15 protein-coding genes are annotated in these 17,158 nt (G+C 44.1%); 7 read left to right on the top strand and 8 right to left on the bottom strand.

The genetic code is table 11. The features are described 5' to 3' along the window. Positions 1–90: 90 nt before the first annotated feature. The 3 genes from EZE20_RS17650 to EZE20_RS17640 all read right to left on the bottom strand — a co-directional run bounded on the left by EZE20_RS17650 (position 91) and on the right by EZE20_RS17640 (position 4,080). Positions 91–1,494, bottom strand: a complete 1,404-nt coding sequence (locus EZE20_RS17650; RefSeq protein WP_132120104.1) for a sulfatase — start codon at positions 1,492–1,494, stop codon at positions 91–93. Beyond that, on the bottom strand, positions 1,495–3,354 hold the full coding sequence (locus EZE20_RS17645) for a DUF5060 domain-containing protein (RefSeq protein WP_132120102.1): 1,860 nt from the start codon (positions 3,352–3,354) through the stop codon (positions 1,495–1,497). A 534-nt stretch (positions 3,355–3,888) separates the two neighbouring features. Beyond that, positions 3,889–4,080, bottom strand: coding sequence for a hypothetical protein (locus EZE20_RS17640; protein ID WP_132120100.1), 192 nt, complete (start codon positions 4,078–4,080; stop codon positions 3,889–3,891). Between the two features lie 158 nt (positions 4,081–4,238). Here EZE20_RS17640 and EZE20_RS24550 point away from each other — a divergent pair, with 158 nt between their 5' ends. From EZE20_RS24550 to EZE20_RS17625, 4 genes are all read left to right on the top strand, one after another. Then, a complete protein-coding gene (locus EZE20_RS24550; RefSeq protein ID WP_262709660.1) occupies positions 4,239–4,361 on the top strand; it encodes a hypothetical protein in 123 nt (40 codons plus the stop codon). 293 nt (positions 4,362–4,654) lie between these two features. Continuing rightward, on the top strand, positions 4,655–5,041 hold the full coding sequence (locus tag EZE20_RS17635) for a nuclear transport factor 2 family protein (RefSeq protein ID WP_132120098.1): 387 nt from the start codon (positions 4,655–4,657) through the stop codon (positions 5,039–5,041). Positions 5,042–5,082: 41 nt separating this feature from the next. Then, the gene (locus EZE20_RS17630; RefSeq protein ID WP_132120096.1) at positions 5,083–5,508 is read left to right on the top strand and encodes a DUF6157 family protein; all 426 of its coding nucleotides are present in this window, start codon (positions 5,083–5,085) and stop codon (positions 5,506–5,508) included. 5 nt (positions 5,509–5,513) lie between these two features. Continuing rightward, complete coding sequence (locus tag EZE20_RS17625; RefSeq protein ID WP_132120094.1) at positions 5,514–5,939, top strand: SRPBCC domain-containing protein; 426 nt, start codon at positions 5,514–5,516, stop codon at positions 5,937–5,939. A 14-nt stretch (positions 5,940–5,953) separates the two neighbouring features. On the opposite strand, the gene EZE20_RS17620 is transcribed toward EZE20_RS17625, so the two are convergent. Then, positions 5,954–7,792, bottom strand: coding sequence for an alkaline phosphatase (locus EZE20_RS17620; RefSeq protein WP_132120092.1), 1,839 nt, complete (start codon positions 7,790–7,792; stop codon positions 5,954–5,956). A gap of 616 nt (positions 7,793–8,408) precedes the next feature. Here EZE20_RS17620 and EZE20_RS17615 point away from each other — a divergent pair. Continuing rightward, positions 8,409–11,240, top strand: coding sequence for a TonB-dependent receptor (locus EZE20_RS17615; protein WP_132120090.1), 2,832 nt, complete (start codon positions 8,409–8,411; stop codon positions 11,238–11,240). 74 nt (positions 11,241–11,314) lie between these two features. After that, entirely contained in the window at positions 11,315–12,376 is a 1,062-nt protein-coding gene (locus tag EZE20_RS17610; protein WP_132120088.1) for a phytase, read from the top strand. A 185-nt stretch (positions 12,377–12,561) separates the two neighbouring features. On the opposite strand, the gene pstB is transcribed toward EZE20_RS17610, so the two are convergent. Genes pstB through EZE20_RS17590 form a run of 4 tightly spaced genes read right to left on the bottom strand, consistent with a single transcriptional unit; the run spans position 12,562 to position 15,876 of the window. Then, positions 12,562–13,308, bottom strand: a complete 747-nt coding sequence (gene pstB, locus EZE20_RS17605; protein ID WP_228713862.1) for a phosphate ABC transporter ATP-binding protein PstB — start codon at positions 13,306–13,308, stop codon at positions 12,562–12,564. An 11-nt stretch (positions 13,309–13,319) separates the two neighbouring features. Then, entirely contained in the window at positions 13,320–14,165 is an 846-nt protein-coding gene (gene pstA / locus EZE20_RS17600) for a phosphate ABC transporter permease PstA (protein ID WP_199879917.1), read from the bottom strand. Then, positions 14,162–15,046 carry a phosphate ABC transporter permease subunit PstC gene (pstC, locus tag EZE20_RS17595; RefSeq protein ID WP_132120084.1) on the bottom strand — a complete coding sequence of 295 codons (885 nt, stop codon included), beginning with the start codon at positions 15,044–15,046 and terminating at the stop codon, positions 14,162–14,164. Before pstC ends, pstA begins: the two co-directional genes overlap by 4 nt. Next, on the bottom strand, positions 15,043–15,876 hold the full coding sequence (locus EZE20_RS17590) for a substrate-binding domain-containing protein (RefSeq protein ID WP_132120082.1): 834 nt from the start codon (positions 15,874–15,876) through the stop codon (positions 15,043–15,045). The genes pstC and EZE20_RS17590 overlap by 4 nt, the downstream gene beginning before the upstream one ends. Before the next feature lie 149 nt (positions 15,877–16,025). On the opposite strand from EZE20_RS17590, the gene EZE20_RS17585 reads away from it, so the two are divergent. After that, positions 16,026–17,156 (top strand): helix-turn-helix domain-containing protein, encoded by a 1,131-nt coding sequence (locus EZE20_RS17585; protein ID WP_132120080.1) that lies wholly within the window; start codon positions 16,026–16,028, stop codon positions 17,154–17,156. Positions 17,157–17,158 lie beyond the last annotated feature (2 nt).

Raw genomic sequence — 17,158 nt, 5'->3', positions numbered from 1 at the left:
GTAGAGTTAATGTTAGGTTAGGAGTTAGTAAAAGAAACCCTCCCCATTAGGTATGGGGAGGGTTCTTTGTAGTCATTCCTGAACTTTTCATTATTCCCCTGCGGGCTTTCCCTTATTACCCAGGGCTTTTTTATTGGTTTTTGGTAGCCATTTTGCCAGGTCGGCTTTCACCGCTTTGAATTTTGGATCATTGGCCAGGTTGTTCCATTCGTAGGGGTCGTTGACTTCATCATAAAGTTCCTCGCCTCCTTTGGCATAGCGGATATACCGCCATTTGTCCGATCGCACGCTATGATTATTTTCGCCAAAAGTTGTGAGCGCAGGAATTTTCCATTTACTTTCAGAATTTTGAAGGAGTTTTGAAATATTTTCCCCTTCGACGTGCTTTGGTAGTTGCAACCCATTGATTGCGGCAAGAGTAGGGTAGATGCTCATAAAATCTACCGTTTTTTGGCAAATACTCCCTGGCTTTGTTACATTGGGTACTACCCAAATTAAGGGTGAACGAGTGGCTTCTTCCCAAAGGGAAAACTTACGCCAGTGGTGTTTTTCGCCCAGGTGCCAGCCGTGGTCACCCCAAAGTACAATCATGGTATTTTCACGTTCAGGACTTTTTTCATAGGCATCCAGTATTCGACCGATTTGAGCATCGGCGTAGGTAATACATGCCTGATACGCTTGTATGGCTTCCTTCCACTGTGTTTCTGATTCAAGGCGGTTGTGGTCCTGATTTGGATTGGCCATTTTTAAACCTTCCTCGGGCAGGTCATTGAGGTCATCTTTGTTAAAAGGTGGCAAGATGATTTTGTCCAACGGATACATATCAAAATACTTTTTGGGAACATTCCAGGGCATGTGAGGACGAAAAATACCTGCGGCCAGGAATAACGGCTCGTCATGTTTTTTGAGTAATTCTGCGGCTGCCCATTGCGCTACATGGTAGTCGTCCAGTACATCATCATCTGCATCCAGTTGTGCCCACTTGATGCCCCCGAACTGACCTTTTTTGACCACCTTTCGGTTGGGATTGTTTTTTCCGCCGCGAAAATAGAAATCAAACTCCTCGTCACGGTCAAAGCCTCCATGATAAATTTTCCCCCCGCCTAAAACGGTATAGCCGTTGTCTTTGAAGAAAGTCGTGAGGGGTAATTCTTTTGGAATTCCTATACGCCAATCGTCGCCATTGTCATAAACTCCTGAGCTAGAAGGTCTTAATCCTGACATTAGGCCCGCTCTTGACGGACAACAAACGGGTGCGGCACAATAGGCATTGGTAAAACTCATGCCCATGGCGGAGAGGCGATCGAGGTTGGGGGTTTTAACCTGATCATTACGTCCGAAATAACCAACCCAGTGATTGAGGTCATCAACGGCAATAAATAGCACGTTCATTTTTTGGGCCTGATTCCCCGCCCGTATCTTCCCGGACTGAATAGTACGACTACAAGCCCAACCTGCAAGAATCAGTGCCAGGGAAAAAATTATCTTTTTCATCTATTTTCTGGTGATTAGTGCTACCCAATCCTTATGGTCGGGGGTAGTCAGCTGGTTAGTGATTGATTTTTTGGAGGTGAGATTTCCGCCTGTTCGGGGATTATACCATTGCACTGCCCACTGATTTTTGGGAAGGTTGATGGTTGTTGTGCCGCCTTTCGGCACATACACTGCATAAGTTTGGTTTTCTATTCCAAACACATAATCGTCTGGATTTGAAGTGATTTCATCCATAGATTTCATTTCAAAGAAAGGCAATTGCTTCATAAAATCAAGTGCTATTTTAGCTTGCTCATATTTTCTGGCACGGGTACGGTGATCCTGAGCGTTGAGGTCGTTGGTTTCGCATTGATAGCCGTAGTAGTACTCTACCCCGGCCCCGCCGGCTAAAAAAGTGGCCCAAAGTACCTGATGACGGATTTGATCGACATTGTCAGGTTTCAGGGCTTTGTAGAGCGGGTGATCGGCATCTACTGTTACACCATCGTTGGCATATCCCTGCTCATCGTTGCAAACCACCCACGGTTTGCCGCTTTGCTCCGCAAGGTTCACCCAACGTTTTATTTCCTTGTGTGTTACCGATTTTTCGAGTTGAAGCGAAGCACCCGTTAGTTCCGACTGAAAACCTACCAAATTGAGGTAATAGTAATCGTAATTGGGCTGTACAAGGGCGTTTTTGTTATGGTGTGGGGGGAAGGTGTGCTGTACGAGGTGATTTTTGTAAGGATCGAGGTTACGAATAAAAGAGGCCGTTTTTCGGATCACAGCTACATCTACGTTCGTTTCTTCGCTGAGGTTCCAGTTGAGTGCCAGGTGGTGCCCGTAGCGGGCAATGAGTTCGCGGTAATAAAGTTTTCGGTCCCTGGTCAATTCTTTTTTACCCATGGTAGAAGCACTTTCATTTTCAAAAGTCTTGAAATGCAAAAACATTCCTTTGGTCTCGGCATATTCAAAAACTCTTTCCCATTGGTCGAGTTTGGAACAGTCGAATCGGTCATGGTACAGGGCTTTTTCCCAGGCTTTGGATTCTTGTGAAGCTTTTATAAAAGTAGTATCGTCCTTTACCAGGTGTGGATATACGCAGCCATCGTCGCCATCCACAGAAAATGTCAGGAATGATACCGCATTCTGCCCTTTTTGATACAAATAGTTGATAGCTCCCATAAGATTTTTGCCTTTGCCATTTTGCCAGGTAAATAAATTGGCGGCTTCATCGGCATCCGGGGCGTGAGGTTGCCAGGTTTTCATCAGTTGAAGGTACTCTTTTCCGAGTTTTCCGTAGCCGTTGAGGGTGCCGTCAAAATCTTCATAATGAAGCATATTTTCGGGGGAGTCCGCGCCAATTTTCAAGAAATATTCGCCCGTTTCGGCATATTGAAGGTAGCGGGTTCCCACATAATTGAGCCGACCAACGGCACGGTTGTCGGGGGCAACTTTGTCGGTGTTTTGTACCGAGATACTTCCTTTTTTGCCATCCATAAAACCAGCCGATATGCCGCCCTCACTTACAGCTGAGTTTTCGCCTGCTTTAAATGATACTTCGTACTGCCACTGACCTGTTTTTAGGGGTGAAAAATGGACTCGCCATACGTTGCCGGCAGTAGCAGAGGAGTTGGCTGCCTGGCCATCGGCAGCGTAATATCCCGGTACGATCATGACTGGTGCACCACTTTCATGCGTAAATGTTACATCAAGCCGGTAAAACGTAAACGGATTGGGTTGTGCCAATTCTGACGTTTTGGGTCCCTCAAAGTCCAGTGTGATCTTGTGCCATTTTTTAAGTTCACCACCTGACTTTTGGGCATAGGCATTCAGGGTACCAATTAAAGTTAAAATGGAAAGTAAAAGGGTTGGTTTCATAGTCAGGTAAAATCTTTTTTTACAAACCTAGATCTTACTGCCTCATGAAAATTGTTGTGATGTTTATTAATTTAATCTTAGAATCCAATTCGGAAGGAACTAGTCGTACTTCTGAACCTGATATTATTGGTTTTTTGTGGATTTTCAGGTAACTACCTGCAACTGCATTCTAGTAATTAAAGAGCTTAAACTAGCAGGGCAAGGGCAAGAAGGAAGTTTTCAATTGAAGAGAAGCTGGCTACACTCAAAGTAGCTGAGGTTATCGGGATCACTTTTGCCTGTCTACTGCAAGCATCCAATGAACTACATATTTCTTTGCTAGAATTCGGTTTTTACTTTTGATTGAAATAGACAAACAGAAAGGATCAGTCAGAAGAAATGTTCAAATTAATATGGGAGTGGCGCACAAATGGCGTGAGTTAACGTGAATTTTGCAAGCCTCACGGAACAAAAGTAGAGAAGTTCGGCTACCGGGTGGGAAAAGAAAAGTTGAGCCGCGAGGTGGATCGCCGGAAATTCGGCGACTTTGTTGAACTAGCCAGCCAACAGCTCATACCCGGTATGTCCTACCTGGAAATCTACCCCAACGGTTTGAACGTGAGTGGTACTATTGATAGGTGAGTAGATTTGTAAAGAAAGTATAAAGTTCAGGAAATTTGTCAGGCTGAGCGAAGCGACCGCCAGGCGGCCCTGTTCGCTCAGCCTGACATTCAAAATTATTTTCATTTCAATTCACTCATCAATAAAATTGTAATGACAAGTTAAAGTATGTGACGACACACGTAATAGATTTGACATGTCTGTCTATTTTTTTTGGAGAACAACAGGCTGATACTGAGGAGTATCGAACACCACTAACGCCATGTAAAGAAAAACCTCTCAACATGGTTGATGTCCTTTTTGGTCTTGCGGAAACGGTGCCGCTCAGCGGGGATGACCTGTTTATTGGCTACCCAGTCACTGGTGTAAAATGTGGCCTTCTGGCGGTAGCGCTTAGGCAGCAGTAACTCGATGCGGCGCTTTTATTTGTTGGACATGAGCTCGTAGGTACGTTTTTCCACAAACTGACGCTGGCAGCATTTGCACCCCAAAAGGGAATTGCCGTAGTGGGTGGTTCAATTTTCGCCTAATTTTGTCGAGCCGTAGGCTGGGCAGTCGTGTTGTTGATATATGGTAGGTAGGTTTGAGCCTGATAACCCAAATCTACGGACTGCCTGCGTTATTTTTCATTCGTCAATACTTTCCAACCACTACTTTACGGCTTTACAAAAAAAAATGAAGAAAATTTGAATTGTCATAAATGAAGTTAAAAATTGAATTTGAGCAAATTGAAGATGAGCTTAATAAAGCTTACGAAGCCAACGATATAGAAAGAATATCGGAACTTCTTGCTGACCAATGGACAATCCTTGAATCGACAACTGGTTTGACCAGCAAGGAACATTTTATCAATTCTTTAAAAAACGGCAAACTAGTTCAAACTAAAATGGTGAAAGATATTCAGCATGTTCAAATAGTTGATAACATCGCTATTGTAGTATCCAAAGGTAAAAACGAAGGTCAATATGCAGGAGTATCTTACAATTCCGAGCAATGGGTGACAAATATTTATAAAAGGGAGAATTCAAGATGGTTTTGTATGATGACGTTGGAAATACCTGCCAAATGCGATGATCAAAACGTATAGCTTCTTTATAGGCATTAAAATAACAAAATAATAAAATCAATATGTCGATTGAAAAGATACATACTACCAACTATTTCAATACTTTGATTGAAGTGGCAGAAGACACAAAAGTTTCTCACGGGACAAAACCGCCTTCCAAGTCAGACCGAAAAACTATTGCAGAAATGCAATACGAACTGCTTATGGATAATCCCTACAAATTTACTTCGGACGACCTATTTTTTAAGGTTTTTGCTGACCGAAAAGACCTTACACACGAGGAGTACCAACAAGCACGGGAACAGTTTTTCTCAAAGGGTCAACCTTGTTTTCGTTCATCGCCCCTAACAAAAACTTATGGATTCGGTGTTCATTCTGACAAAGACGGAAAAGTTGCAATTTTCGGAATGGAAACACAACAATATGAAAAATTTCAAGGCGACCCGAATGTCAAAAAAGTAAAAGCAATGCGTTCATCAAAAAAATAAGCAATATGGTTACTCAATTAGAAATTCAGTACAAAACAACAATCAAAGCCCCGGTAGAAAAAGTTTGGGAAGCCCTCACATCGCCAGATATTGTGAAACAATATTTCTTCGGAACCGATTTAGTAACGACCTGGCAAATAGGAAGTCCAATTTTTTTTCAAGGAGAATGGGAAGGACAAAAATATCAAGACAAAGGTAAAGTGCTTGAATACGAACACAATAACAGACTTGCGTTCTCTTATTTGAGCAATTGGAGTGGAAAAGAAGACTTGCCAGAAAATTATTTGCGGGTCCGCTATGAGGTAGAACCAGACGGTACTGGTACGAAATTGACAATTTTTCAAACTAACTATGACCAGGAAAGAGCCAAACATTCAGAAGAAAATTGGGCATCGGTTGTAAACGAAATGAGAAAAGTAGTTGAAATTTGAATCTTTGATGTCCATCAATGATACCGGTTAATGACCTGCATAATTTTATTGAACAACTCGGTGTTCTCATACACTCCTCGAAAATCCAGGGAATGCGGTCCGTAGGCAAATACCGGGACAGGTATTGCCGTATGGTCATCTGAACTGAAATTACCGGCAACGTATCCTTTTTGCAGATTTCCACCAAGCAGGCTAAACCCTCCGGTTTCATGATCAGCAGTAACAATCAGAAGGGTTTCGCCATCAGAATCCACAAATTTCATGGCTTCACCCACGGCCTTGTCAAAATCGAGCATTTCCTGCACCATCCAACTAGTGTTGTTTTGGTGTCCACCGTGATCAATCTGTGCTCCTTCGGCGACAATAAAAAATCCTTTTTCATTTTTTGTTAGCGCCCCAAGGGAATGATTCAAAGCCTTAACCAAAAAATCCTGTCGGCCTTTTTGTTCTGGCAGCATCGCCTGATCATCCAGAATTACAAACTTATCACCCGATACACGGTCAAGATCTGTAATTCGTTTAGCTGTTGCATAGCCCTTATTTTCCAGGGTAGATATCAAATCCTGACCGTTTTTCTTACTGGCAAAAATTGCATAATTACCCCCGATCAGAATACTTACCGGACTACTCACAAAATCAGCGGCAATGGCTGCGCTGAGGTTACGCTCTGTCTGATGCGCGTAAAAGCTTGCTGGTGTGGCATCGGTGACGTCACCAGTGGTGATAATAGCAGTTTTCATACCCTTACTGGAAATCAATTCGGGAATTGTTGCCAGACGGGTTCCGTTAGTATCTACGCCAATGTAGCGGTTATTGGTTTTTTGCCCGGTAGCCATTGCAGTTGCCCCGGCTGCGGAGTCGGTCAAATAGCTATCGGCAGAGGAGGTCCTGGAAAAGCCGATATTTAAAAAATTAAACAGATTAAGCTGACCAGCTGCTGCTGTATAACCAGCATATATTTGGGCCAGTCCCATGCCATCACCAATCATCAAAATTACATTTTTCACCTTCTTTTTCAAGTCATTATTGACATATTTAGGTGTATATACAGCATGCGACCCGCGATGTTGATAGGTGGTGGATGGGATTTTTTTTAAGTAGCCGGCCAGTCCTACGACATCGTCAGTACCCAAATAATCTACTCCCAGGTGCATTAGCGTCTGCCAGGTATTTACATTGTCTGGTGTTGCCCAGAAACGGAATGGTTTGTTTAGTTGATGAACACTTTGGATTAACTGAGTGATTTTTTCCCTTTCCGGTTTTACAAGTATGCCTTTCCCATTCCATTGTGTATAATTTCGGAAACTATCACTAATTAACGCAACCCGACGTAGCTGTTCATGGGTGTATTTTTGCCCAGGGTTGCCATCAAAGTTTATATAGGCAGGAAACTGTGACCAGGTATCTGCTGATGGTTTATTGCCACTGATAACAATTTGAATGGTAGGGCTATTTATTATTTCGGGGTACTTGTTTAGGGTATTTACCAGAGCTGGTAAAGTGGTTTCTCCGTCAGTTTTTAAGTCAATTAAAAATTGCAGCTTATCTATTGGCTCTCTGTAAACGCTTCCCTGATTCTTTTTTATTTGTTCTTTTAAAGGCAGTAGGTACAATTTCTCCAAGGTTTGATCAGGCTGAATTTCAGCTAAGGTATGGGCTACGTATAGCTGACCATTGCCTAAAAACAGATCGGCTTCTATTGATCCAACGCGCTGGTGGTATGCGTTATAAAACGGGATTGGTTGTACATAATCGTTATGGGCATGTATTTTACCAGTAAGGTTTACATCCTGAGCGCCTACTTTTGGACCCAAAAGCAGAAGGAGCAACAAAAAGATTATTTTTTTATTCATTATTGGATTTGACATATTACTATTAGGAAGAAAAGTATTTTTTTAAAAATTATGAAAAAACGAAATTGCTAATAGTTAAATTTTCGTTTCCTATTCGTAGAACTAATTTTACCTGCTTAAATGAGGATATTTATAAATTTTAATGAATATTCACAAACTGTTTAATTTATAAAATCTTCTTCTTCTGTACGCTATTCAATTCTAGGTAAACTACTGCAAATGTAAAGGCAAGAGATTCCGAAACCAAAAGTATTAGTTTAACAAAATCACATTGAGTATTATGCAAATGTTAAATATCTACAAAAAATTTTGAAAAAGTGTATTATAGAATTACTGTCCAAAGGGTAAGGTAATAGTACCCTGTTGGGGGTTCACGAATTCTAAAATTTAGTTTTGAACTATTTTATCAATCGTTTAATTACCTCAATATGGTTCATCAAACTAAAATCCAACCTGCTGATTTTGTCGGATTCCATTTGTACCGCTAGCTAGAAGATCTGCATTGGTATTAATTAATTTTATTTTTAAGCGCTATTTATTAACGATAATTTAATTCAGATCAAACAGTAGGGTAACATAGCATCAGGACCTTTGCGGCTTAACAAACCTGGTATCTATGAGCATTTTTACACTAATAAGAAGGAACTGGCTTATCGTTGTACTTTTCCTGTTTTCTACCGCAACCTTTGCGCAAAATGGACTTATTTCGGGCAATATTATGGATGGTCAAAAGCTTTCTTTGCCCGGAGCAACCCTTAAATTAACTCCCGGCAACGTTTTTACGGTCTCAGATGTACGGGGGAAATTTGAATTTTTCAGCGTGCCGGCCGGTACCTATCAATTGGAAGCTTCTTACCTGGGCTATCAAAAATTGTCGAAAGAAGTTATCGTTCAAACTGGCAGTGTACTTACGGTTGAACTGATTCTCACGGAGGGAAGCCTGGATATGGATGAGGTCGTTGTGATGGGAGATCGGCTTAAAGGGCAGGCAAAGGCGCTTAGTCAGCAACGCAACAATGAGAACATCAGCAATATTGTTTCCTCTGATCAAATTGGCCGTTTTCCTGATTCCAACATTGGTGATGCCTTGAAGCGGATTCCGGGTATTACCATGCAGAACGATCAGGGCGAGGCTCGCAACATCATCGTGCGCGGACTGGCACCGGAGCTAAATTCGGTAACTATGAACGGTGATCGTATTCCTTCTGCCGAAGGGGATAACCGCCGGGTTCAAATGGACCTTATTCCTTCGGACATGATTTCGACCATCGAAGTAAACAAGACCCTGACTCCCGATATGGATGCTGACGCTATTGGCGGATCGGTAAACCTGGTCACCAGAGCGGCACCCAATGGTCAGCGGGTTTCAGCCACACTCGCCAGTGGATTTAATCCAATTCGGGGCAAAGCAATATATACGGGTGCATTTATTTATGCGAATCGCTACGCCAATAATGCCATTGGCATGGTTCTGAGCGGATCATACAATAACAATAACTATGGCTCCGATGATGTGGAGGCCTCCTGGACTAAAGACGATTTTGGCAATGTCTACATCGACGAAACGGATATCCGTAAATACGATGTACAAAGGATCAGAAGGAGTCTTTCCGCAGCATTTGATTTCAAATTGGGTAAAAATCATACGATTACTGCCAATGCCATGTACAATTGGCGGGATGACCTTGAAAACCGCTACCGGATGCGTATTGATGATATCGAGCCTCTTTATAATGACAACAATGGAATCATTGGTTATGAAGGACGAATCGGTCGTCAAACCAAAGGAGGAATCGATAATGCTCAAAATAAAAATGCTCGTCTGGAAGCTCAGAAAGTACAGAATTATTCTGTTCGGGGAGATCATATAGTGGGAAACAAAATAGATATCGACTGGTCAGTTAGCTACTCCACAGCCAGCGAAGATCGTCCAAACGAGCGTTACATCACTTTCAGAAAGGGCGGAAACGAACTGGTCTACAATGGCAATTCTCTTGCACCTATGTTCACCTCGACTCTTGATCCTGCTACCATTGGTCTGAATGAAATAAGTGAGAATAACGATTTTACAGAAGAAACCGAGTTGGGGGCCAAACTTAATTTCCGTATTCCTTTTTCGGTGATTGCCGATCAGAAGGGACACCTTAAGGCGGGTGGACGGCTACGACTCAAAACAAAATTTCGCAGTAACATTTTTTACGAGTATTCCCCCATCAATGAAGACAATATAGCCAATCTGGGAAGCGTAGAAACCGTTAACTGGAATGCCAGCAACTTTCAGGCAGGTTCACATTTGATTCCCGGCCTGTTTGCCCGTAATAGTTATCTAGGGGGATTGGACTTGACCAATACTTCTCTTTTCGACTCCGAAACCGTTCCCAGTGAATATTTGGGGGTAAATTATGATGCCAAAGAAAACATTGTAGCCGGATACCTTCGCTGGGATCAGAATTTTAGTGATAAACTCTCCATGATCCTGGGTGCACGTCTTGAAAACACCTCCATTGACTACACCGGAAATATCATCGAAGATGAGGAAGAATTGACCGGGCAGCGGAATGTGAAAAATGATTACCTGAATGTGCTTCCCAGTGTATCATTTAAATACAATGCGACCGAAAACTTTATTATACGCGCAGCCGCAACCACGGCCCTTGCCCGTCCAAATTACTACGCCCTAACCCCTTACATCAGTACCATTCCGGGTGACCGGGAAATTCAGGCTGGCAACCCAGACCTCAAAGCAACCTATGCCTGGAACTTTGACCTGATGGTGGAAAATTACTTTGAATCCATTGGAATAGTTTCAGGTGGTGCATTTTACAAAAACCTGAAAAACTTCATATACACCTACCGTGATCAGCAGTACAGCCGGTCTAATTTTGCCACGGATTTTCCTAACTTAACCAATCCGGTTGTGGAAGGCGAGCAGTGGGATTTCTTCCAGTCACGAAATGGGGAAAATGTTAATGTATTTGGATTTGAGCTTGCCTTGCAGCGACAGTTGGATTTCCTTCCTGGATTTTTGAAAAACTTCGGAATTTATACCAACTATACCTTTACCAAATCATTCGCCAGTGGAGTATTTAACGAAGATGGGGATGAAAGAACGGACGTTACACTGCCAGGTACCGCCCCACACATGTTCAATGCTTCACTATCCTGGGAGGACAAGCGCTTTTCAGCACGTCTTTCGGCTAACTATACGGCGGCCTACCTGGATGCTCTGGGTGGCAGTGATTTCGATGATATATACTACGATAAGCAGTTTTTTCTGGATGCCAACGCTGCATATAAGATCACAAAAAATCTCCGGGTATTTGCCGAAGCCAACAACCTGACCAATCAACCACTGCGTTATTTTCAGAGTGTTTCTTCTCGTACCGTGCAGGCAGAATTTTACCGTCCCCGATATAACATTGGATTGAAATTCGACCTTACCAACTAATTCTATTCCTCCACTTACCTTACCTGAGTTCGTCTAAACCCGGACTCAGGCTTTTTTTCATTAGATCCTTAGTTATGAACAAATTTATATGCTCTGGTTTGTCGATGGCCGTTTTGGCTTTCTTTACTTCCTGCACTAGTACGTCCACATTTTCTGACAATTCCGGGCAGGACAGCACAACCATTCAACCCGCCGTCATAACGGAACCCGTAAAACACGATACGGACGATCCGGCTATCTGGATAAACCCCGTGGACCCTTCCCAAAGTTTGATCATTGGCACCGATAAGGATATTGATGGGGCTTTGTATGTTTTTGATTTGAAGGGGAAAATTATTGCCGATAAAGTCGTTCGCAATCTCAAACGCCCGAACAATGTGGACATAGCATATGGCCTTATGATTGCAGGAAAAGCTACCGACATTGCGGTGGTAACCGAGCGGGAAGCCAACAAAATCCGTATTTTCAGTTTACCCGATATGAAACCGATTGATAAGGGCGGAATTGACGTATTTGCGGGTGAGGCCGAGCGGGCACCCATGGGAATTGCCCTGTATACTCGCCCCTCTGATCATGCTATTTTTGCCATTGTGGGAAGAAAATCGGGGCCCGCGGAAGGCTATTTATGGCAGTATCGCTTGTCAGACGATGGCAATGGAAACGTTATTGCCCAGGTGGTCCGGACTTTTGGTACATACAGTACAAAAAAAGAAATAGAATCGATTGCTGTCGATAACGAATTGGGCTACGTGTACTATTCTGATGAACAGGTTGGCATGCGTAAATACTATGCTGATCCTGACAAAGGTACCCAGGAGCTGGCACTGATTTCAACAGCTGATTTTTTGGAAGACAACGAAGGAATCTCCATCTACAAAACAGGAACAACTACGGGATACATTCTAGTGTCTGATCAGGCCGCCGGGAAATTTCATCTCTATCCCAGGGAAGGTACACTTGCTAATCCACATGAGCATAATCGAATTAAAACGGTGCAGGTTGCCACGCTAAAAAGCGACGGCTCCGACGTAACAAATACTCCGCTGAACGATCAATTTAAAAAAGGATTATTTGTGGCCATGTCAGAAGGTAAAGTTTTTCATTACTACCGCTGGGAAGATCTGGAGCCAAAGTAAAGCTTGAAAACCTATTGATAGACCTGGTGAACTAATGATTAGGTTTAGTCTGGTATAATACACAATCTGCTCACCAATTAATTATTGACAAAAGGTAAATACGGTGGCTGAACCTGCGGGCTCGACCACCGTATTTTTTTTAAGTGTAGAAACGGTTGCCTCTGCCCTGGACGTCTCCCTTAATTCTAGCCAAAATAGCCACGTACATAATTAGCCGTTAACTCGTGTACCGGATTCTGAAAAATAGCATCAGTTTTCTCAAATTCAACCACCTCCCCCAGGTACATAAATGCTACTTTGTCCGAAATACGCTGGGCTTGCTGCATGTTGTGGGTCACAATCACGAAGGTGTAATGCTCTTTGAGTTTTAAAATCAGTTCCTCAATTTTTTCGGTGCTGATTGGATCCAGCGCCGAACAAGGCTCATCCATCAGAATTACCTCCGGCCTTAGCACTACCGTACGGGCAATGCAGAGCCGTTGCTGCTGTCCGCCGGATAGTTTTACCGCCGGTTTGTCGAGCTCATCCTTCACTTCCTCCCACAGGAAACTTTCTTCCAGCGCCGACTGAATCATTCCCGGAATTTCGGCTTTGGGAAATTGGTGAAGTTTAAGGGCATAGGCCATGTTTTCATAAATGGTTTTGGGAAGCGGGTTTGGCCGTTGGAAAACCATCCCAATCCGTTTGCGGGTTTGGGTAACCGAATTTGCAGGATCATACAGATCCATTTCTCCAAGCATCAGCTTACCTTCAATCCGTGCTTCCGGCGAAAGGTCGTGCATGCGGTTAAAGGATCGCAGAAGGGTGGACTTCCCGCAACCCGACGGGCCGATCAGGGAGGTCACCTGGTTTTTGGCAAACTCAATATCAATGTTTTTCAAGACCTGTTTATTGCCAAACCACAGGTTTAGTGCGTGAGCTGAAAGTTTAATATCCTCCATATTTAGTCGAGTGACCGGTGGCGGTACCGGATGTAAAAAACAAGGGTGTTGAGTAAAAAAACGAGCAAGATGAGGACCGCAGCCGTGGCGTAGGCAAGGGGTCTGACCTGCTCAATGGATTGATGCTGAGTAGATAGCATGTACAGGTGATAGGGCAAGGCCATAAATTCCTGATTTACCGACGTGGTAACTCCACTTATAAAAAAAGCAACCCCGGTAAAAAGAATTGGGGCGGTTTCACCGGCGGCCCGGGAAAGCGTAAGCACAATACCCGTCAGGATCCCCGGCAGAGCTTTGGGCAAGACAACGTCACGTATCGATTCAAACTGGGTGGCTCCCAGCGCCAGCGCAGCTTCACGCATGCTGTTAGGAACCCGTTTGAGCGCCTCCTCGGTGGTGGTAATAATGTAGGGCAGCGACAATAGGCCCAGCGTGAGTCCGGCCGAAAGTACGGAGGTGCCCAGTCGCAGGGCCTGTACAAACAGCGCCAGTCCGAAAAGCCCGTAAATGATGGAAGGTATTCCGGCCAGGTTTCGGATGGATGAGCGGATAAGTCCGGTTAATGCAGACGCATCTGCATACTCATTGAGGTAAATAGCGCAGGCAACACCAAAGGGCACTGAAAAAAGTGTGGTAATCAAAGTTAACCAAAGCGTCCCGATAATCGCGGGTAGAATACCACCCGCGGTCATTCTATCGCCTGGGGATTGACTGATGAAGTCCCAGGAAAGGGATGAAAATCCTTTTGAAAAGATATCAAGCAGAATTATGCCCAGAAACAGGCAGACCAGCATGGTACTTCCCGTCAGGATGAACCAGTTAAGAATATTCTTGAATTGATTTTTCACGAGTGAAATTTACGTAAACGACTGGCAAAATATTCACCCAACAGGTTGACAACCAGCGTGATTAAAAACAAGACCGTGGCAATGGCAAAAAGGGCGAAGTAATGGGTAGTTTGGTAGGGTACCTCACCCATTTCAATGGCAATGGTGGCGGTAATGGTACGAATCGAATCCAAAAAACCGTGCGGTAGGGCCGAGGCGTTTCCGGTTGCCATCAAAACGGTCATCGTCTCGCCCAGGGCACGTCCAAGCCCTAGCATCACCGCAGCAATCAGACCGGGAAGGGCTGCCGGCAGGGTCACCTGAAACAAGGTTTCCCAACGATTGGCCCCAAGTCCAAGGGATGCTTCGCGGTAAGTTTGGGGTACGCCCTTAATGGCATCTTCACTAATGGTAATTATCGTTGGCAGTGCCATCACCGCAAGTAGTAAAGAACCATTGAGCGCGTTGAGACCGTTTTGTAAACCCATAAGGGAAGCAATGCCGGGACCAACCAGCACAATGCCCAAAAAACCAATCGCAACTGAGGGAATTGCTGCCAGCATCTCAATGGCTGGTTTGAGCCAGGATTGTAGCTTTTTGGGAGCGAATTCAGATAGGTAGGCCGCTGTAAGGATACCCAGCGGAATAGCAATGACCATCGAACCAACGGCAACCAGGGCCGTACTTACCAAAAGGGGAAAGATACTGTATCCTCCCTGTGCGCTGGGATTCCACTGGGAACCGGTAAAAAAATCTATGGGATCTATCCTCACAAAAAAGGCCATGCTATTGTAGAGTAGCATGAAGAAAATTCCCCCCAGCAGGCCGATGGTGATCAGCCCCGTAGCTTTAAAGACAACTTTCAGAAGTCGGTCGGTGGTTTCTCGTTTTTTTAAACTCATCGGGTTTCGTTTACAGGGTAATAACCCGCTTGTTGAATGATTTTTTTCCCCTGCTCACTCTTTTCAAAATCAAGAAAAGGCTTGATTTTGACGTATGAATCGGCTTTGAAGTATTGAAATAAAGGCCGCTGAAAGACGTATTTCCCTTCCGCAATCAGGCAGGCATTGAATGGCGAAATTGCGTCTTTGCCTTGCTCGTAGATTGATAAAACCTTGATCCCCTGTTGGCCCTTTTCCTGAACGTAGCCCGCTCCCACGTACCCAATGCCGGAGTTATCCGATTTGATAGCTTCGAGAATCTGGGAGTTACCATTCATTTCCATGGCCTGAGGACTAAACCGAATGCTCAGCCGGTTGCGGACAAAGTCATGGGTGCCGGAATTGCTTTGGCGTCCGTAAATAGTGATGGGCATATTCTTCTTTGAGACTTTGTTCCAATTGCTAATTTCCCCACTCAGGATTCCGGCCAGCTCCTGGGTGCTCAATGAATCAATGGGTAGATTATCCGATACCACAAACGCAATGGCATCCTGGGCAAAAATGAAGGAATCGAGTGTCACCTTTTTCTCATCAAAAAGTAGCCTTTCCTCTTCATTCAGACTCCTGGACGAATTGGCAATGTCAGTTGTGCCGTTGAGAAGAGAGGAGATTCCCAGACCCGAACCACCGCCTGAAATGGATATAAAAACCCCGGGGGTTGCCTCATGAAAAGACTCAGCGAGTACAACCGCCAAATTGACTTCGGTATCTGAACCCTTCACGCGGATCGCTGATTTGTCGCGGGTACAGGCCAGGCACAGCAGGAAGATTAGCCAAACGTAATGCTTCATATCCAGAAATGATCAATTCGGTAAAGCAAACTAAAACTGGGGGAATAATTGGAAATTTATGATTGTCAAATTATTAAGAATTGCCAGAAGCAATATGAACTGAGAGGTTTAGTTATCCATTTAGCCAATCACCTACTTACCTTTGCCTTATGATCTATGTTATTGGCATTTTCGTTTCTTTGTTTCTGGCCTCCCTATTGTTTACCAAAGCGGGGCGCAATGGGGCCGATTGTATTTTGGGGCTTTGGATGATTGTTATCGGACTGCACTTATTTGCTTATTATAGTTTGATTTCAGGGCTGATGTACCAATATGCTTTCCTGATCGGATTCACCCTCCCTTTCCCATTCCTGCACGGCCCTTTTTTATTCCTGTACGCCTTTGCCCTTACGAGGCCTGCTGCGCTTAAGGTGAGGGTATGGCTGGAGAATCTTCTCCTTCCCCTGGGGATTACCCTTGCAACTATCCCTTTTTATTCGCTGCCAACAGCACGCAAAGCGTTTGTTTTTCAACACGAAGGAGAAGGCTTCGAAACTTATCTGCTGGTGACCAATAGTTTACTGAGCCTTTCGGGAATCCTGTATATTTACCTGACCAACCGACTCCTGCAACAGCACAAAAAACGCATGAGCAATATATTTTCAAACCAGGAAAAGGTCAACCTCGATTGGCTGCGGCTTTTGTTCTATGGGATGGGCCTGATTTGGCTTTCTATCATTCTGAATCTCAGGGATGAACTTACTTTCAGCCTGGCTACGGTATTTGTGGTTATGGTTGGCTACTTCGGCATCAGGCAAGCTGGAATATTCACTGATCAGTCTACTCTCAATACTGGTGAACCGGTTATTGACGGGCTGCAGCTAGTCCCAGAAGAACCGGAGGAATCAATGGTCAGGAAAAACAAATATGCCAAATCCGGACTTTCCCCAGAAGCTTCAGGTATCCTTCACGCCCGTTTGTATGAATTGATGAATAATCAAAAACTATTCCTTAAACCCGATCTGACCCTGGCAGACTTAGCCAGGCATCTGGATGTTCATTCCAATTACCTTTCCCAAACGATCAATGAAAAGGAAGGCACGAGTTTTTATGAGTACATCAATGGCCTGCGGATCGAAGAATTCAAAAATCGGGTAGGTCTGGCCGAAAATCAGAAGTATACCCTTTTGGCCTTAGCCTTCGATTGTGGGTTCAACTCGAAGTCTGCCTTTAACCGGGCCTTCAAAAAGTCCACGGGCCTTTCACCTTCGCAATACGCCCGCGGAGCCCAGGAATCCTGATT

The organism is Arundinibacter roseus, assembly GCF_004348825.1.
GTDB classification, from domain to species: Bacteria; Bacteroidota; Bacteroidia; order Cytophagales; family Spirosomataceae; genus Arundinibacter; species Arundinibacter roseus.
The sequence above is the reverse complement of the archived record's forward strand: the minus strand, read 5'-3'. Positions and strand labels throughout refer to the sequence as shown.

What these genes read in the sequence shown, in the direction of transcription:
- EZE20_RS17615 (WP_132120090.1), top strand. Translation starts at nt 8,409, where the DNA reads ATGAGCATTTTTACACTAATAAGAAGGAACTGGCTTATCGTTGTACTT.
- EZE20_RS17620 (WP_132120092.1), bottom strand. Translation starts at nt 7,792, where the DNA reads ATGAATAAAAAAATAATCTTTTTGTTGCTCCTTCTGCTTTTGGGTCCA.
- EZE20_RS17650 (WP_132120104.1), bottom strand. Translation starts at nt 1,494, where the DNA reads ATGAAAAAGATAATTTTTTCCCTGGCACTGATTCTTGCAGGTTGGGCT.
- EZE20_RS17610 (WP_132120088.1), top strand. Translation starts at nt 11,315, where the DNA reads ATGAACAAATTTATATGCTCTGGTTTGTCGATGGCCGTTTTGGCTTTC.
- EZE20_RS17630 (WP_132120096.1), top strand. Translation starts at nt 5,083, where the DNA reads ATGTCGATTGAAAAGATACATACTACCAACTATTTCAATACTTTGATT.
- EZE20_RS24550 (WP_262709660.1), top strand. Translation starts at nt 4,239, where the DNA reads ATGGTTGATGTCCTTTTTGGTCTTGCGGAAACGGTGCCGCTCAGCGGG.
- EZE20_RS17640 (WP_132120100.1), bottom strand. Translation starts at nt 4,080, where the DNA reads ATGAAAATAATTTTGAATGTCAGGCTGAGCGAACAGGGCCGCCTGGCG.
- EZE20_RS17625 (WP_132120094.1), top strand. Translation starts at nt 5,514, where the DNA reads ATGGTTACTCAATTAGAAATTCAGTACAAAACAACAATCAAAGCCCCG.
- EZE20_RS17590 (WP_132120082.1), bottom strand. Translation starts at nt 15,876, where the DNA reads ATGAAGCATTACGTTTGGCTAATCTTCCTGCTGTGCCTGGCCTGTACC.
- EZE20_RS17645 (WP_132120102.1), bottom strand. Translation starts at nt 3,354, where the DNA reads ATGAAACCAACCCTTTTACTTTCCATTTTAACTTTAATTGGTACCCTG.
- EZE20_RS17585 (WP_132120080.1), top strand. Translation starts at nt 16,026, where the DNA reads ATGATCTATGTTATTGGCATTTTCGTTTCTTTGTTTCTGGCCTCCCTA.
- pstC (WP_132120084.1), bottom strand. Translation starts at nt 15,046, where the DNA reads ATGAGTTTAAAAAAACGAGAAACCACCGACCGACTTCTGAAAGTTGTC.
- EZE20_RS17635 (WP_132120098.1), top strand. Translation starts at nt 4,655, where the DNA reads ATGAAGTTAAAAATTGAATTTGAGCAAATTGAAGATGAGCTTAATAAA.